A 15,415-nucleotide genomic window follows, 5' to 3' on the forward strand; every position below is an offset into this window, starting at 1 on the left:
GGCGTACCGTTGGAGACCGTGGTGATCGGGCCGCGCGGTCACCGACCTCCACCACGACTGGGCGCGGGTCCGCGAGGTCGAGGAGGACGGCGTGTGGCTGGCCATTCCGGGACGCCCGAGTTGAAGTTCACTCACGAGTCACTTCCGCAGCGGGTCATCTTCGACTCGTACGCCGCCGCCGGGCACGTGGCGGCCGAGGTGGACCGGCTGGGCGCCCGGCGGCCCATGCTGATCTCCACCGGAACCACCATCGAAGTCCAGGGCGCGGTCCGGCACACCGAGGTCGTCATGCACGTGCCGGTCGAGGTGGCCGAACGGGCCCGCGCGCGGGCCGCCGCCGAGGCCGTCGACGTGCTGGTCGCGGTCGGCGGCGGGTCCACCACCGGGCTGGCCAAGGCGGTCGCGCTGACCACCGGCCTGCCGATCATCGCGGTGCCGACCACCTACGCCGGCTCGGAGGCGACCGCGGTGTGGGGGCTGACCGACGGCGGCGGCAAGACCACCGGCACCGATCCGCGGGTGCTGCCGCGGGTCGTCGTCTACGACGCCGGCCTCACGCTCTCGCTGCCGGTCCCGTTGAGTGTCGCCTCGGGCCTCAACGCGCTCGCCCACTGCGTCGACTCGATGTGGGCGCCGCGCGCCGACCCCATCAACCGGGCCTTCGCGCTCGAAGGGGCGCGGGCGCTGAACACGGGACTCCCCACGGTGTTCGACGCTCCGTCCGATCTGGAGGGACGCGAGAACGCGCTGTACGGCGCACATCTGGCGGCGGTCGCCTTCGCATCGGCCGGCTCCGGCCTGCACCACAAGATCTGTCACGTGCTCGGCGGCCTGTTCAACCTTCCGCACGCGCCCACGCACGCCGTGCTGCTGCCGTACGTGACCGCCCTTAACGAGTTCGCGGCACCCGCCCTGGCGGCCGCCTTCGGAACACCGACCGCCGTGGAAGGCCTGCTGAGCCTCCAGAAGCGGCTCGACGCACCGCGGTCGCTGCGGGAACTCGGGCTGAACGAAACCGACCTGCCGGCCGCGGTCGACGGCGTGCTGCCGGCCGTACCCGCCGGCAACCCGGCGCCGATCGATCGCCCGCGCCTGGCCGAACTGCTCCACCGAGCCTGGGAAGGAACGGACCCGCGATGAGTAGCGAACAGGACGAGCGCGAGGCGCGACTGGTCGAACGGGTGCTCGCCTCCTTCGACGGCACCCCCGACCCGCGGCTGAAGGAACTGTTGCGCTCGCTCACCGCGCACCTGCACGCGTTCGTCCGCGAGACCCGGCTGACCGAGGCCGAATGGCAGGCCGCGATCGAGTTCCTCACCGCCACCGGCCACATCACCGACCACCGGCGGCAGGAGTTCATCCTGCTCAGCGACGTGCTCGGGCTCTCCATGCAGACCATCACGGTCAACCACGAGGCGTACGCCGACGCGACCGAGGCCACCGTCTTCGGCCCGTTCTTCGTCGACGGCTCGCCCGAGATCCCGCCGGGCGGCGACATCGCCAACGGCGCGCCCGGCGAACCGTGCTGGGTCACCGGGACGGTCCGCGACACCGACGGCGATCCCGTCCCCGGCGCCCGGATCGAGGTGTGGGAGGCCGACGACGACGGCTTCTACGACGTGCAGTACCCCGACGAGCGCGTGGCCGCCCGCGGTCACCTGTTCTCCGGCCCCGACGGCGGCTACCGGTTCTGGGCGATCACCCCGACCCCGTACCCGATCCCGCACGACGGCCCGGTGGGACGGCTGCTCGCGGCGACCGGGCGCTCCCCGATGCGCGCCTCGCACCTGCACTTCATGGTCCGGGCCGACGGATTCCGCACGCTGGTGACGCACATCTTCGTCGAGGGCGACACGCGGCTGGCCGGCGACAGCGTCTTCGGCGTACGGGATTCGCTGGTCAAACGCTTCACGACCGCGCCGGCCGGCACCCCTACCCCCGACGGCCGCGACCTGGGCGGCTCGACCTGGTCGCAGGTCCGGTTCGACATCGTGCTGGCGCCGTCAGAGCTCTGACGCCTGATAGCCCGCCTCGGCGTCCAGCGTCCAGCGGCCGGTGGGACCGGTGGGACCGGTGGGACCGAGGTCGGACGTTCGCGCGATGGCCCGAGCCCGGCCCGGCGCCTATCGTCGCGGGGTGGGTCGGCGCCGGTTCGGGTTCGCCGCGCTGGTCACGACCGTGCTCTGCGCGGCCCTCGTCGTGGGTGCGGTGATTCTCGGCGTACGCGCCCGCCCGCGTTCTTCGCTCCCGCCGGATCCGCGGCCGGTCACCCTGGCGCAGCGGCTGGCGGCGGCCCAGGACTCCGCGACGGGTTCGTTCTGGTTCTCCTACGCTCCGTGCGGCCCGTGCTCGGTTCTGGTCCCGGTCACGCCGCTGAGCCGGCGGCGGCTGACGTTGACCCCGCAGCAGGACGCGCGGCTGCGGCCGGACGCGGACCGGGCCGTCGCAGCGGTCATCCGGGCCGAAACGATCCCACCCTGGTACTGCAACCTCCTTCCGTTCTGCGACCGCGACTCCCCGGAACTGTTGTCGTCGCGGATCCGCGACGAGCTGGCCGCGGCCGGGTTCACGCAGGCGCAGGTGTGGGTCGAGCCGGGCGCGGTCACGTTCACGATCGAACGGGCGGACGGCTGCGTCGTGGGCGATCAGTATGCGGTGATCCGCACCGGCTTAGTCGCCGACGGCGGCGGGTGCTGATCAGAGCCCGCCGCCTCTGCGAACCGACCTGTCTCGTTCACGCTGAGGGCCGGGGCGGTGGTAGCCCGGGGCGGTGTCCGGGCGCGCGAGAGCGCTCAGGGCTACCACTGGTCTTCGGACGGCGCGGCGCTCGCAGGGGTAGCGCTGGCCGGCGAAGATCAGGGCTTGATCACGACCTTTCCGCGGGCGTGGCCGTCCTCCACGAGCCGCAGTGCCCGTGGCGCGTCCTTCAGGTCAAAGACTTCGCTCACGTACGGGCTGAGCACGCCGTCGCTCACCAGCCCGGCCAGCGTCTCCAGCACCGCCCGGGTCCGTTCCCGCCGCACCGCCACCCCGCCCAGCCGCGCCACGAGCTCCCGGTCGGCCGCGGTGACCAGCCGCTCGGGGTCGCTCAGCAGTCCCGCCGCCTGTTCCAGCGTCACCCCGCCGACCAGGTCGAGCACCGCGTCGACACCGCCCGGGGCGACGCCTCGCACCCGGTCGGCGAACCCGTCGCCGCTCTCCACGTGGACCGCCCCGAGCGACTCGACGAACGCCTTCTTGCCCGCGCTCGCCGCCCCGACGACGACCAGGCCGGCGTGCCGGGCGAGCTGCACGGCGGCCGCCCCGACGCCACCACCGGCGCCGAGCACCAGCAGGGTGCGGCCGGCCGGGAGGGCCAGCTGGGTCAGCGCGTCGTAGGCGGTGGCGGCCGCGATCGGCAGCGTGGCGGCGTCCTCGACGCTGACCGAGGGCGGCCGGGGCGCGGTGAAGCCGGCCAGGAGCAGCGTGTATTCCGCGTACCCACCGGTGATGGTCTGGCCGAATACCTCGTCGCCGGGCGCGAAGCCGGTGACTCCGGGCCCGGCCCGCTCGACCACGCCGGCCGCCTCGCCGCCGAAGACCGCGGGCAGCTCGCTGGCGGCCGCACCGGCCGGCCGGTAGCCGGTGCGCTTCTTCCAGTCGACCGGGTTGACGCCGGCCGCCTTCACCTTGATCAGGATCTGGCCGGGGCCGGGCTCGGGCACCGGAAGGTCGAGGAAGCTTTCCACCTGGGGACCGCCGAAGGCGGTGTACGCATACGCTTGGGGCACCCGGTGAGCGTATCCCCGATCTCCTATCTGGGCGATAGGTGTTGGTCACGTCACCCCGGCGATCAGGCGGAGCCCAACTGAACGAGACCGCCCATCAGCGGGTCGGTGATCGTGTCACGGCCGTTCTCCAGATGGCCGGCGAACTGCTGGGTGACCCCGTCGGCCAGACGCACGGTCAGGTCGTGCCAGCCGTGGGTGCGCTGCACGTTCCACGACTTCGTGGTCGAGCGGCCGGCCGGGACCGTGACCGGGGTGCGGTGGCCGGTGTAGCGGTCGACGATCGACAGCTCCGCGCGCCGCGTACCCCGGTTGTCGAAGGTCAGTGACACCCGCGACGCCCGCGCCTCGACGCCCAGCTTGACGTCCACCGTGCCCGCGTCGCCCTTGAAGGCGCGGAAGAAGCCGTTCGGACCGTGCACCTCGATGTCGCCCGAGGTCCACGAATCGGCCAGGTGCTTGCCCGGCGCCACGGTGTAGGTGCGCGGATCCACCCCCGGCGCCCGCACCTGGAACACCGCGGTCTGCCGGCCGGTGTTGCCGAACCGGACAGTCGCGCGGCCGTCCCGGAATTCAGCGTCGGCGTGCAGCTCGTAGGGGAGCGCGCGGGCCGGGCGGATGCCCCGCTCCTGCCGCGGCAGCCGCTGATCGGCCGGCGGGACCGGCACCTCGTCGGGCTTGCGGACCAGGTCGTCCGGCTTGAAGGCGTCGGTGCCGGGCAGGTGGATCGGGCGCGGGCGGTTCGGCGTACGGAAATCGAAAGCCGTTGTCAGATCGCCGGTGACCGCCCGCCGCCACGCCGTGATGTTGGTCTCGACCAGATCGGGGCGGCGGTCGGCGAAGCGCGCCTCGAGGAACCGGATCAGCGACGTGTGGTCGAACAGCTGCGAGTTGACCCAGCCGCCCCGCGTCCACGGCGACACGACCAGCATCGGCACCCGGATGCCGAGACCGTACGGCCCGGCGGCGTAACGCGAGCTGCCCGGGAAGATCTCATTGGTGACGGGTACGGTCGACCGGCCCTGACCGCGGGTCGCCGGCGGCATCGGCGGGACCAGATGGTCGAAGAAGCCGCCCTCCTCGTCGTAGGTGACGAACAGCGCCATCTTCGACCAGACGCCGGGATGCGCGGCGAGGATGTCGACGATCTGGGAGACGTACCAGGAGCCGTAGGACGGTTCCCAGTTCGGGTGCTCGGTGTACGCCTCCGGCGCCACGATCCACGACACCGCGGGCAGCCGGTTCCGCGCCACATCGGCCCGGAACCGCTCCAGCAGCAGGTCCGGCGACCGCCCGTGGGCGTTGACGTCGGTGCCGGTCTTGGCCTTGTCGGCCAGCGGGGTGCCCGGCCGCGCGTTCTGGTACTGGTGGAAGTAGAGCAGCGAGTTGTCGCCGTAGTTGCCGATGTACGGGTCGGACGTCCAGCCCCACGACCCGTTCGCGTCCAGCCCGGTGCCGATGTCCTGGTAGACCTTCCAGGAGATGCCGGCCCGCTCCAGCCGTTCCGGGTACGTCGACCAGTCGTAGCCGGCCTCGGCGTTGTCGACGACCGGCCCGCCGCCCTTGCCGTCGTTGCCGACCCAGCCGGTCCACATGTGGTACCGGTTCGGGTCGGTCGGCCCGATCAGCGAGCAGTGGTAGTTGTCCAGCACCGTGAACGCGTCGGCCAGCGCGTACTGGTAGGGCAGGTCGTCGCGGGTGTGGTAGGTCATCGCGGTGACGCCCTTGTTGGGCACCCAGCCGTCGTGGTGTCCCTTGTTGACCGCGGCGTGCCCGTCCGACCAGCCGTGCGGAGGGTCGGGCAGGTAGGTCTGGCCGAGGTCGGGCACCGGCGGCCGGAACGGCAGCAGGTCCTGCCCGCCCGGCCCGTTCGGCTGATGCCACACAGTCTTGCCGCCGGGCAGCCGGACCGGGTGCGGGTCGGCGAAGCCGCGCACCCCGCGCATCGCCCCGAAGTAGTGGTCGAACGACCGGTTCTCCTGCATGAGGAAGATGACGTGCTCCACATCGGCGATCGAGCCCGTGCGGTCGTGCGCCGGAATCGCCAGCGCCTTGCCGAGGTCCAGCGGCAACGCCGCCGCCCCCGCGATCTTCAGGAAGTTCCGGCGATCAACGGCAGCCATGCCGCGGAAGCTATCTATGCCCCCTGAACAGCCAACGCGTAGATGGCGAACGGCTCACCCTCGGGCAGAAAATCCTTGGTGTACGAGAACCCGAGCCGCTCCATCACCGCCCGCGACCGGCGGTTGCGACCTCGGTGAACGACACCACCTCGGTCGCCCCCAGCGCCGCGGGGAGGGTGCTGGGGGCGGTCAGTGGTCGGCGAGGGCAGGGGCTTCGGGCGGCCGGGCCGGGGGGCGGGCCATGCGGTGGAGGGCGACGGCGCCGGCCGCGATGGTCAGGGCGATGACCGCCAGCAGGAACAGCCGATCGGTTCCGGTGTCGGCGTTGCTGACCAGGCCGAACGCCGAGTGGCCGACCAGCGCGCCGACGCACGCGGCCAGCAGGTGGCGGGACGTCCAGTGGGGTGACGCCAGCCAGCGCCGCATCGTCCACAGGGTGGCGCCGACGAGGGCGGCCGCGGCGGCCATCGGCAGCAGGGACCAGGCGCCGTGCGTGAACAACGGCTGGTGGGCGCCCGCGAACGGCCAGATCAGGGCCAGGAAAGCGCCCGCCGCGACGGCAAGAGCGCAGGCCACGATGGGTACGCGGGGCGGGGTCAGCGGGTCGGCGGCGGGGCGGGCACGCCACCGGGCGCCGGCCACGGCCACCAGCACGGCGGCCGCGGCGATGATCAGGGCGGCGGGCAGCGGCATCGTGTAGCCGGGGTCCTGGGACGGTGGCACGCTGACCCGGATCAGCGCCGCGCCCAGCAGGGCCACCACGCCGCTGGTGATCAGGCCACCGGTGCGCAGGTAGGGCTTGCGGCCGTGGGCCGGAAACAGCAGCTCGACCAGGACGATCGGGATCGTGATGCTGAAGACGGCGTGATAGACCAGATTGAGCTCGGTGTAGGCGGTGTTCAGGCCGAACAGCCGCGGGGCCCAGCCGGCCGCCCCGTACAGATGCGGGCTGGTCAGGCTCTGCAGGGCGAGACCTTCCTCGACCAGGCCGTACGCGACACCCATGAGGAGCAGACTGCCGCCGGTACGCCGGGCCACCTCGCGGATGAACAGCGCGCCGCCGGCGTACATGGGCACGAAGAGCAGCACCACCCACAGCATGGTGAGCGGCAGGTTGCCCAGCATGACCTCGGCGATCAGCGGCGCCGCGAGCACGAGCAGCCACGCCGCCCGCCGGTTGCGCGGACGCGGGTCGGGCACGGCGGGGAACGCGGCGCGTACCGACGGCCGGTTGACCGCGACGATCAGCGCGCCCAGCACCGCCAGCTGGACCACCTGCACGCCCCGCAGCCAGGGCGGGTACTCGGCCGAGAGCAGCAGCCAGGCGACCGCGACGAAGCCCGCGATCGACACGATCCGCACCCGGCGGTAGGCGCGGGCCAGGCCGGCGATCAGCTGCCGGATCACCCAGATGTAGAGGACGGCGACCACGAACACCGGGATCGGCCGGGTCCACAGGGTGGCCGACAGCGACGCCGGGGCGGACGCCGGGTGCCGGGCCTGCTGATAGGCCAGCACCTGGTCGTGGAAGAGCAGCGTGAGCAGGGCGAAGACGACGCTCGCGGACAGGCTGGCCACGAGCAGGACGACGACGGTACGGGTCGATCGGGTCATGCCTGCGACGCTAGGAATCTTCGGCCGTGTCCGGATCAGGCGTGAGAGCGGTCCCGCGTCTACGACTTCAGGATGAGGGGCGGGGGCGGACCAGACCCAGGTCGTACGCGAGGACCACGGCCTGGACCCGGTCCCGGACCGCGAGCTTGCGCAGGATGGCCGACACATGGGTCTTGACCGTCGCCTCGGTCACCACCAGACGGTCGGCGATCTCGGCGTTGGACGCGCCCCGGGCCAGCAGCGTCAGCACCTCGCGTTCCCGGTCGGTGAGCTGGTCGAGCAGCCCGGACGAGGCCGGCGGGGTCACGTCGGTGGCCACGAACCGGTCCAGCAGCCGGCGGGTCGCGGTCGGTGCGAGCAGGGCCTCGCCGCGGGCCACGACCCGGATCGCCTCGACCAGGTCGGCGGGCCGCACGTCCTTGAGCAGGAAGCCGCTGGCGCCCGCCCGTAACGCGGCGTAGAGCGGTTCCTCCAGGTCGTAGGTGGTCAGGATGATCACGCGGGGTGGTTGCGGTCCGGCGGTCAGGCGCGCGGTCGCGGCCACCCCGTCGACCCCGGGCATGCGTACGTCCATGAGTACGACATCCGGCCGCGTCCGTGTGGCCAGCCGCACGGCCTGTTCACCGTCGCTCGCCTCGCCGACCACTTCGAGGTCGTCCCGTGTCTGAAGAATCATCCGGAACCCGGAGCGCACCAATGCCTGATCATCGGCGATCAGCACCCTGATCGTCATGCCGCGTCCGGGGTGGGCAGTCGGGCCTCGACCTCGAAGCCGCCCTCGGCCCTGGGCCCGGCGCGCAGGGTGCCGCCCAGCAACTCGGCGCGTTCGCGCATGCCGAGCAGCCCGTGTCCGTCGCGGCCGGGCGGGCCGCCGCCGGAGCCGTCGTCGCGCACGCGTACCAGAATCTCACCGCTCTCGATCCGCACCAGCACCTCGGCCCGCGACGCCCGCGCGTGCCGCAGCGTGTTGGTCAGCGCCTCCTGCACGATGCGGTAGACACTGAGCTGCGTGCCCGGCGCCACCTCACCGCCGCCCTCGCGGCGCACCGACACCGGCAGGCCGGACCCGGCCATCGTGGCGGCCAGACCGTCCAGGCCGGACAGGGCCGGCTGCGGTTCGGCCGGGACGTCGTCCTCGCCCCGCACCGTACGCAGGAAGAACCGCAACTCGGCGAGCGCCTCCCGCCCGGCCTGCTCGGTCCGGCGCAACCCCTCGCGCGCCTTGGCCGCGTCGATGTCCCAGACGTCGTCGGCCGCTGCCGCCTGCACCACCATGACCGACACCGTATGCGACAGCACGTCGTGCAGCTCGCGGGCGATCCGGGCGCGTTCCTCCAGCACCGCCTGGCGCCGCTCGGCCTGCCGTCGCGCCCCGCGGGCCCGGGCCAGCGCACCCCAGCTCCAGGCCAGCAGGGCCGCCGCGAGCCAGAGCCCGGCCAGATCCCATCGCCCCCGGCCGGCCGCCGGTCCGCACACCGCGACCACCGCCGCCGCGAGCACCCACCAGGTCCGGGCCACCGGCCGCAGCCACGCGTAGGTGCACAGCACGACGAACGCCAGCCCCGGCCCGAACCCCGGGAACAGCACCTGCAGCCCGGCGCTCGCCGCCAGCACGATCAGGGTCGCGGGCGCCGGCCGGGCTCCGAGCCACCAGAACGCCGCCGCCTGCACCGCGATCAGCCCCACGGCCGGCACCCGGCTGGGCGTGCCGGGCGTGAGCAGCAGAATCGACGACGACACGAGTACGGACGCCGCGGCGAACAATCCCCGCAACCTCTGCGGGAACCTCGCCGTGTAGCCGTCGCTCATACCGCGACACGCTACTTCCGGGCCGGCCGTTCCCGCCGCCCGCCGAGCCGACAGCCCGGTGGCGTGGTCAAGCGGGCTCGGGAACTCCGGGCGTGGGGTCGGGGTCGGGCGCGGGCTCGATCACCGGCGGCGGCAGGGGATCGGGGGCGTTCGGTTCGAGCTCGCCCGGATCGTCGGGAATCGGCGCGCCCGGGTCGAGCGGCGGGTAACGGTCCGGATCGGTGTTCACTGTGCGCGACATCGTCTCGATTCCTCTCCGTAGCGACCCGTGGCCGCTCGTGACCGGATCCAAGATCACGTGAACTACCCGGTGCCGGCGGGGGTAAACGTTGCCGCGGGCGCTGGATAGCCTGGCCGGATGACGACGTGGCTCGAAGCGCCGGCGCCCACCGGACGGCTGGCGCGGGACGTGCTCGAGGAACGGATCAGCCAGCTGCTGCAGTCGCAGAACATGTGCGTGCTGGCCACGTCCGGTCCGGGCGGTCCGCTGGCGACTCCGGTGCGCTACTACCCGTACGAACTGGCGGTCATGTTCACGGCCGCGCCCCGATCGCCCAAGATGCGCAACATCGCCGCCGACCCGCGCGTCTCCGTCGGCGTGTTCGCGCCACTGGCCGGGCTGGCCAGCAGCCGCGGCGCGCAACTCTTCGGCCCGGCCCGGGTCTTCCCGCCGGACGACCCGTCGCCCGTCCGCGACCGGTACTGGCAGGCCTTCCGCTGGGAGAACGAGCACGTCGAACGGGGTCGCCGGGTCACCGAGCCGCCCCGCGAGACGCTCGTCGTGGTCGTGCCCGAGCGCATCGTCTACACCGAACACTGGCTCCGCCGCGACGGCTACGCACCGCGCCAGTTCTGGCACGCCTCTTCCCACGGCGACTCAAATCGATGACTATCGTCGGAACGGCGGTCGTCACCGGAGCGGGCGGGAGGGACGATGACGGATGCGCAGGAGCACTTCGCGGTCCGGCCCGCCTGGGACTGCGGCACCTGCGAGAAGCCCTGGCCGTGTGACCCGGCCCGGGAACGGCTGGCCGCCGAGATGGACGCCACCCAGCTGCGCATCTTCATGTGGCTCAACCTGGAACAGGCGGCCGAGCAGCTGCCGGGGCTGGCCGTCGAGGAGGCCTTCGACCGCTTCCTGGCCTGGACCGACATCACCTAGTCAGGCGTGGCATCGGCGGCGAGCGCCCGCCGCAGGACGGCCGGGTCGGCGAGCGCGGCGGGGTGGCGCAGCATGTAGGTGACCTACCAGCCGCCGAGCCCTGCCTAGGAGCGCCGGGCGGTGACCCGGGTGAAGCCGAGGTGGCGTCCCTGGTCGGCGCGGACCATCGCGATCTCCCGCGGCAGCACCTGCCGCGCGAAGTCGTTCACGGTCAACTCGAGCGTGGCCTCGCTCCACACCAGCCAGTCGCGCCAGCCGTCCTCGAGCAGGTCGGCCCGGACGTCGGTGACCGCGCCGCTGCGGGTCCACAGCCGCTGCCACCAGGCGGGGGAATGGAAGGCCCAGAAGTCCGGCTCCCAGTGGGGCGCCAGGTGTGCGGGCACGTCGTCCAGTTCGGCGGTGAGGCCGGGCACGGCGATGCCGATTTGCCCGCCGGGGGCCAGGAAGCGGCTCAGGTACGGCAGGTAGAGATCGTCGGTGCCGAAGTAGTGGTACGCGTCGACGCTGACGACGGCGTCGAAGTAGCCCTCGGCGAACGGCAGGTCGTGCGCCTCGGCCTGCACCGGCATGATCTGGCCGGCCTGGCCGGCGGCCTCGATCCGTTCCCAGTTCTCGGCGGCCTTGACCCAGTGGTCGGCCGCGACCACCCGTACGCCGAACTCCCTGGCCAGGAAGATCGACGTGGCCGCCCGGCCGCAGCCCAGGTCGAGCACCCGGGCCCCGGGCCGCAGGTCGAGTTCCGCGCACAGCCATTCGAGCAGCCACAGGGCGTTCGGCCCCATCCAGTTCTCGATCATCCAGTGCGGGTCGTAGCCGGCGCTCCGCGGGAACCGTGGCCGGTTCAGCCGCTGCCCGAGATCCTCGATCATCCGGGCATGATGTCACCGCCGTCCGGTTCACACGCCGGATTTACCACCGGACGGGCGGGGTCGGCGGCGGCGATCACCCGGGTCAGGGCGGCGTCCAGGGTTCGCGGCGCGGGTAGCCGATCGCCTCGAGGCGTGTGAGCAGCGGCCGGTCGACCGAGCGGCGCAAGCAGTTCAGCCGCGAGCAGCGGGAACGTCGCCGGCCGACGTCCTGACATGGGCCAGGATCGCGTCGGCGGTCCCCGACGGCGTCTGATCCGAGCTGTCCAGCCACAACCCGATGCGCGGCGTCTCGTCCCGCAGCGACGCGTCGAGGGCGGCCGGCGTCCACTCCCCGTACCCCCGTTTGGGTCTCCGCTCCTCACGCCGGGCCAGGATCTCGGGCCGGGGCGCCAGCACGATCACGTGGCACGGCCGGGTGGTGATCATCGCCGTGAAGGTGGCCAGGTCGGGACCGAGGATCACGTCCTGCACGACCGCGGTGAAGCCGGCCCGGGCATACTCGTCGGCCACCGTCGCGGCCAGGCGGTAACGCAGAGCCAGCTGCGCGTCGGCCTCCGGGTCGGGCCGCGGCGTGACCTCGCGGCGGCCGGAGACGATCATGCGGCGGAAGAGGTCGCCACGGACGTGGGCCGCGCGAGGCAGCCGGGAGGCGAGCAGGTCGGCGACGGTCGACTTGCCGGCCGCCATCGCGCCGGTGATCACAATGACGCCGCCACTGTCCATTTCACGATGTTAGCCAGGTCGGATCAACGACAACGCCCGGGACAGGACCCCGCGCGAGGTGTCCATTCGGGAGCGTGACGACTGCTGAGGAAGTCCCCAACTATCCATTCAAGCAGGAAGAAGCACTGCGGCCGCCGGCCGAACTGGAGCGGCTGCGCGGCGACTGCCCGATCTCCCGGGTACGCCTCGCCAGCGGCGACGAGGCGCTGCTCGTCACCCGCTACGACGACGTACGCGCGCTGCTCGCCGACCCTCGCTTCACCCGGCGGCTGACCGCCCCGGACGCGGCCCGGCTGAGCGCCTCCGAGACGCCGTCGCTGTTCAACCGGGGCGGCGCGATGGCCCAGCTGATGCAGGGCGGCGGGCATCTGCGCTGGCGCCGGATGATGGGCCGGACGTTCACGGCCAAACGGGTCAACGCGATGCGCCCCCGCGTCGAGGAACTCGCCCACAGCCTGGTCGGCGACATGCTCGCGGGCGGGCAACCGGCCGACCTGAACGCCGCCCTCGGCTTCCCGCTGCCCGTCTTCGTCATCTGCGAGTTGCTGGGCGTACCGGCCGACGCCCGCGACCGGTTCGCGCACTGGTCCGACGCCATGCTCAACCTGAACCGCTACACCGAGGACGAGCTGATCACCGCGGGCTTCGAGTTCCACGAGTTCATGGCCGCGCACGTCCAGCTCAAACGGGCCCACCCCGGCGACGACCTGCTCAGCGAACTGACCACGGTGGCCGACGCCGAGGACGGCCGGCTCAGCGAGGAGGAACTGATCGGCACCGGCATCGGTCTGCTGGTCGCCGGGCACGAGACCACCGCCAACATGATCGGCAAGATGATGGCCATGCTGCTGGCCGAACGCCGGCACTGGGAACGGCTGGTCGCCGACCGTACGCTGATCCCGACCGCGGTCGAGGAGTCCCTGCGCGTCGACCCCAACCAGGGCATCGGCCTGCCCCGCTACATCTCCGAGGACATCGAGGTCGCCGGGCGGAAGATCCCGGCCGGCAGCACCGTGTTGAATTCGATGGCCGCGGCCAACCGGGACGCCGAGGCGTTCACCGACCCCGACGAGATGGTGCTCGACCGGCGGCCCAACCCGCACCTGACCTTCGGCGTCGGCCTGCACGCGTGCCTCGGCCAGGCCCTGGCCCGGGTCGAGTTGCAGTCGGCGCTGACCGTGCTGACCGAGCGGGTGCCCACGCTGGCGCTGGCCGTGCCGCCGGAGTCGCTGCGGCGCAAGGAGGGCCTGATCGTCGGCGGCCTGCGGGAACTGCCCGTCCAATGGTGAAGGTGACGGTCGACCAGGAGAAATGCTGCGGCGCGGGCACCTGCGTGATGCTCGTGCCCGAGGTCTTCGACCAGCGCGACGAGGATGGCGTGGTCGTCCTGCTGGACGCGGCGCCGGCGGAGAAATTCACCGATGGGGTACGCGAGGCGGCAGCCGTTTGCCCGGCGGCGGCGATCACGGTCGATGACGGAGAATCCACAACATGACAACTGTGGGTAACGGGCCGCGCCGGGTGGTGGCGCTGCACGGCTGGTTCGGGTCGGCGAGGGGCTGGGGCTGGCTGCCCGAACTGATCGACACCGAGCGGTTCAGCTACGCGTTCCTCGACTACCGCGGCTACGGCGACCGCCGCGACGAGACCGGCGAATACAGCATCGCCGAGATCGCCGCCGACGCCCTGGCCGCGGCCGATGACCTCGGCTGGGACACGTTCTCGCTGGTCGGCCACTCGATGGGCGGGATCGCGGCGCAGCAGGTCCTGGCCACCGCCCCCGAGCGGGTCGAGCGCCTGGCCGGCATCAGTCCCGTACCCGCCGGGGGTGTGCCTTTCGACGACGACAGCTGGGCCCTGTTCAGCGGCGCCGCCGGCAACCCGGGCAACCGCCGCGCGATCATCGACTTCACCACCGGCGGCCGGGCCTCGGCCCGCTGGCTCGACCGGATGGTCGCCGAGTCGCGGGCCGGCTCCACGGTGGAAGCCTTCGGCGCGTACCTGCCGGCCTGGGCCCGCACCGACCTCACCGAGGCGATCACCGGATCGCAGCTGCCCGCCCTGGCCGTCGTGGGCGAGCACGACCCGGCCCTGGGCGAGCCGGTGATGCGTGAGACGTGGCTCAAGCACTATCCGAACGGGCGGCTGGAGGTGCTGCGGGAGGCGGGCCACTACGGCATGTACGAGTCGCCGGTCCGCCTGGCCCGCCTGCTCGAGGACTTCCTGGGCTGACGGCGGGCCGACCGTGGCTGCCTGCACGAGCGACCCCTCCAGGGTGAATTCCTCCGGATCGGCCGCCCGGTCAACACGATGGCGTCCGCGGTCGGCACCGCCGTGGTCACCCTGGCCGGGCGGAAACGCCGGGGTCAGCGGCCGGTCACGCCGTCGATCTGCTCGCGGATGATGTCGGCGTGGCCGGCGTGGCGGGCCGTCTCGGCGATCACGGCCAGCAAGGCGGTGCGCAGGGTGCCGAGCCGGCCCTTGCTGGTCACCGGGGCGTCGGCGTCGGGCGCGGCCGCGATGACCGCGTTGCCGGCCTGGCACGCGGCCTTGTAGTCGGCGCGCAGCGTACGCAGCGGAATCGACGGGTCGACGGTCATCGACCGGAGGCCGCGCGGCGGTTCCACACCGAACCAGGCCGACTCGACGAACGTCAGGTGCTGCACCAGCCCGGCCACGCTGGTGCCTGAGCCGACCGTGCTGCGCCGGGCGTCGTCCTCGCTGAGGCCGGCCAGTTTCTTGAGCACGCCGGCGCGCAGGCTCTCCAGCGTCGCCTGAAGTGCTTCGACCTCGGGGTTCACGCGGCGCTCCTCGGTTGTCGACCACGTCATGACCTCGAGGCTATGCGCATCGTCTCGTCGCTGCCCTCGGGCCTGTGCCGGGTCTGCGCGCCGCCGCCCGGGCCGGTCGAGGCGGCGCTCGCGCATCTGGGCGGCCGGTCGGACGTCTTGTCGCTCGATCCGCACACGCTCGACGAGGTCCTCGGCTCCATCCCCGAGGTGGGCGCGCGGCCGAGCAGGCGGCCCGTGGGGCCGGGTGGTTCGTGGGGGACGGTCAGCGGACTTCGAATCCGGTCAGGCCCTCGGCCGGCTCGTCGGTGACCTCGACGCCGGTCACGGTGGCCCGGATCGGGCCGCGGTGGGTCCAGGCCACGAGTTGCTGCACGGCGTCCGGCTCGCCCTCGAAGACCGCCTCGACCGACCCGTCGTCGCGGTTGCGCACCCAGCCGGCGACGCCGGTGTGCGTGGCCTCGCGCCGGCAGGTGTCACGGAAGAACACTCCTTGCACGTCACCGGTCACCACCACGCGTTTACGGATCACGCCTCAACGGTACGGCCAGCGAGCCGC

18 protein-coding genes are annotated in these 15,415 nt (G+C 72.6%); 8 read left to right on the forward strand and 10 right to left on the reverse strand.

Annotated features, from left to right (window positions below; genetic code table 11):
- Positions 1–93: 93 nt before the first annotated feature.
- The 3 genes from ACGFIO_RS36755 (at position 94) to ACGFIO_RS36765 (ending at position 2,697) form a co-directional block, all read left to right on the forward strand.
- Positions 94–1,140 (forward strand): maleylacetate reductase, encoded by a 1,047-nt coding sequence (locus ACGFIO_RS36755; RefSeq protein ID WP_392833979.1) that lies wholly within the window; start codon positions 94–96, stop codon positions 1,138–1,140.
- Positions 1,137–2,015, forward strand: a complete 879-nt coding sequence (locus tag ACGFIO_RS36760; RefSeq protein ID WP_392833981.1) for an intradiol ring-cleavage dioxygenase — start codon at positions 1,137–1,139, stop codon at positions 2,013–2,015. The genes ACGFIO_RS36755 and ACGFIO_RS36760 overlap by 4 nt, the downstream gene beginning before the upstream one ends.
- 121 nt (positions 2,016–2,136) lie before the next feature.
- Entirely contained in the window at positions 2,137–2,697 is a 561-nt protein-coding gene (locus tag ACGFIO_RS36765; RefSeq protein WP_392833983.1) for a hypothetical protein, read from the forward strand.
- Positions 2,698–2,855: 158 nt separating this feature from the next.
- Here ACGFIO_RS36765 and ACGFIO_RS36770 read toward each other — a convergent pair whose 3' ends face one another.
- From ACGFIO_RS36770 to ACGFIO_RS36795, 6 genes are all read right to left on the reverse strand, one after another.
- Positions 2,856–3,770 carry an NADP-dependent oxidoreductase gene (locus ACGFIO_RS36770; RefSeq protein ID WP_392833985.1) on the reverse strand — a complete coding sequence of 305 codons (915 nt, stop codon included), beginning with the start codon at positions 3,768–3,770 and terminating at the stop codon, positions 2,856–2,858.
- Positions 3,771–3,832: 62 nt separating this feature from the next.
- The gene (locus ACGFIO_RS36775; RefSeq protein WP_392833987.1) at positions 3,833–5,890 is read right to left on the reverse strand and encodes a phosphocholine-specific phospholipase C; all 2,058 of its coding nucleotides are present in this window, start codon (positions 5,888–5,890) and stop codon (positions 3,833–3,835) included.
- 189 nt (positions 5,891–6,079) lie between these two features.
- Positions 6,080–7,504, reverse strand: a complete 1,425-nt coding sequence (locus ACGFIO_RS36780) for a hypothetical protein (protein WP_392833989.1) — start codon at positions 7,502–7,504, stop codon at positions 6,080–6,082.
- 67 nt (positions 7,505–7,571) lie between these two features.
- Complete coding sequence (locus ACGFIO_RS36785; protein ID WP_392833991.1) at positions 7,572–8,237, reverse strand: response regulator; 666 nt, start codon at positions 8,235–8,237, stop codon at positions 7,572–7,574.
- Positions 8,234–9,313, reverse strand: coding sequence for a sensor histidine kinase (locus ACGFIO_RS36790; protein ID WP_392833994.1), 1,080 nt, complete (start codon positions 9,311–9,313; stop codon positions 8,234–8,236). The genes ACGFIO_RS36785 and ACGFIO_RS36790 overlap by 4 nt, the downstream gene beginning before the upstream one ends.
- Before the next feature lie 67 nt (positions 9,314–9,380).
- A complete protein-coding gene (locus tag ACGFIO_RS36795) occupies positions 9,381–9,554 on the reverse strand; it encodes a hypothetical protein (RefSeq protein WP_392833995.1) in 174 nt (57 codons plus the stop codon).
- A 117-nt stretch (positions 9,555–9,671) separates the two neighbouring features.
- Here ACGFIO_RS36795 and ACGFIO_RS36800 point away from each other — a divergent pair, with 117 nt between their 5' ends.
- On the forward strand, positions 9,672–10,202 hold the full coding sequence (locus tag ACGFIO_RS36800; RefSeq protein WP_392833998.1) for a pyridoxamine 5'-phosphate oxidase family protein: 531 nt from the start codon (positions 9,672–9,674) through the stop codon (positions 10,200–10,202).
- A 45-nt stretch (positions 10,203–10,247) separates the two neighbouring features.
- Positions 10,248–10,475, forward strand: coding sequence for a hypothetical protein (locus ACGFIO_RS36805; RefSeq protein ID WP_392834000.1), 228 nt, complete (start codon positions 10,248–10,250; stop codon positions 10,473–10,475).
- Positions 10,476–10,579: 104 nt separating this feature from the next.
- On the opposite strand, the gene ACGFIO_RS36810 is transcribed toward ACGFIO_RS36805, so the two are convergent.
- Entirely contained in the window at positions 10,580–11,344 is a 765-nt protein-coding gene (locus ACGFIO_RS36810) for an SAM-dependent methyltransferase (protein ID WP_392834002.1), read from the reverse strand.
- Between the two features lie 171 nt (positions 11,345–11,515).
- Positions 11,516–12,067, reverse strand: a complete 552-nt coding sequence (locus ACGFIO_RS36815) for an AAA family ATPase (RefSeq protein WP_392834003.1) — start codon at positions 12,065–12,067, stop codon at positions 11,516–11,518.
- Positions 12,068–12,141: 74 nt separating this feature from the next.
- Between ACGFIO_RS36815 and ACGFIO_RS36820 the strand changes: the two genes are divergently transcribed.
- From ACGFIO_RS36820 to ACGFIO_RS36830, 3 genes are read left to right on the forward strand one after another with little or no spacing between them, the layout of a single operon-like run.
- Complete coding sequence (locus ACGFIO_RS36820) at positions 12,142–13,356, forward strand: cytochrome P450 (RefSeq protein WP_392834006.1); 1,215 nt, start codon at positions 12,142–12,144, stop codon at positions 13,354–13,356.
- Positions 13,350–13,562, forward strand: a complete 213-nt coding sequence (locus ACGFIO_RS36825) for a ferredoxin (RefSeq protein ID WP_392834007.1) — start codon at positions 13,350–13,352, stop codon at positions 13,560–13,562. Before ACGFIO_RS36820 ends, ACGFIO_RS36825 begins: the two co-directional genes overlap by 7 nt.
- On the forward strand, positions 13,559–14,299 hold the full coding sequence (locus ACGFIO_RS36830) for an alpha/beta fold hydrolase (protein WP_392834010.1): 741 nt from the start codon (positions 13,559–13,561) through the stop codon (positions 14,297–14,299). Before ACGFIO_RS36825 ends, ACGFIO_RS36830 begins: the two co-directional genes overlap by 4 nt.
- A 134-nt stretch (positions 14,300–14,433) precedes the next feature.
- Here the strand turns inward: ACGFIO_RS36830 and ACGFIO_RS36835 are convergent, their stop codons facing one another.
- Both ACGFIO_RS36835 and ACGFIO_RS36840 read right to left on the reverse strand, forming a co-directional pair.
- Positions 14,434–14,898, reverse strand: a complete 465-nt coding sequence (locus tag ACGFIO_RS36835; RefSeq protein ID WP_392834012.1) for a DUF664 domain-containing protein — start codon at positions 14,896–14,898, stop codon at positions 14,434–14,436.
- 223 nt (positions 14,899–15,121) lie between these two features.
- A complete protein-coding gene (locus ACGFIO_RS36840) occupies positions 15,122–15,388 on the reverse strand; it encodes an acylphosphatase (RefSeq protein ID WP_392834014.1) in 267 nt (88 codons plus the stop codon).
- Positions 15,389–15,415: the final 27 nt, after the last annotated feature.

The sequence above is a fragment of the Actinoplanes sp. NPDC049265 genome, from assembly GCF_043197135.1.
In the GTDB taxonomy this organism is placed as follows: domain Bacteria; phylum Actinomycetota; class Actinomycetes; order Mycobacteriales; family Micromonosporaceae; genus Actinoplanes.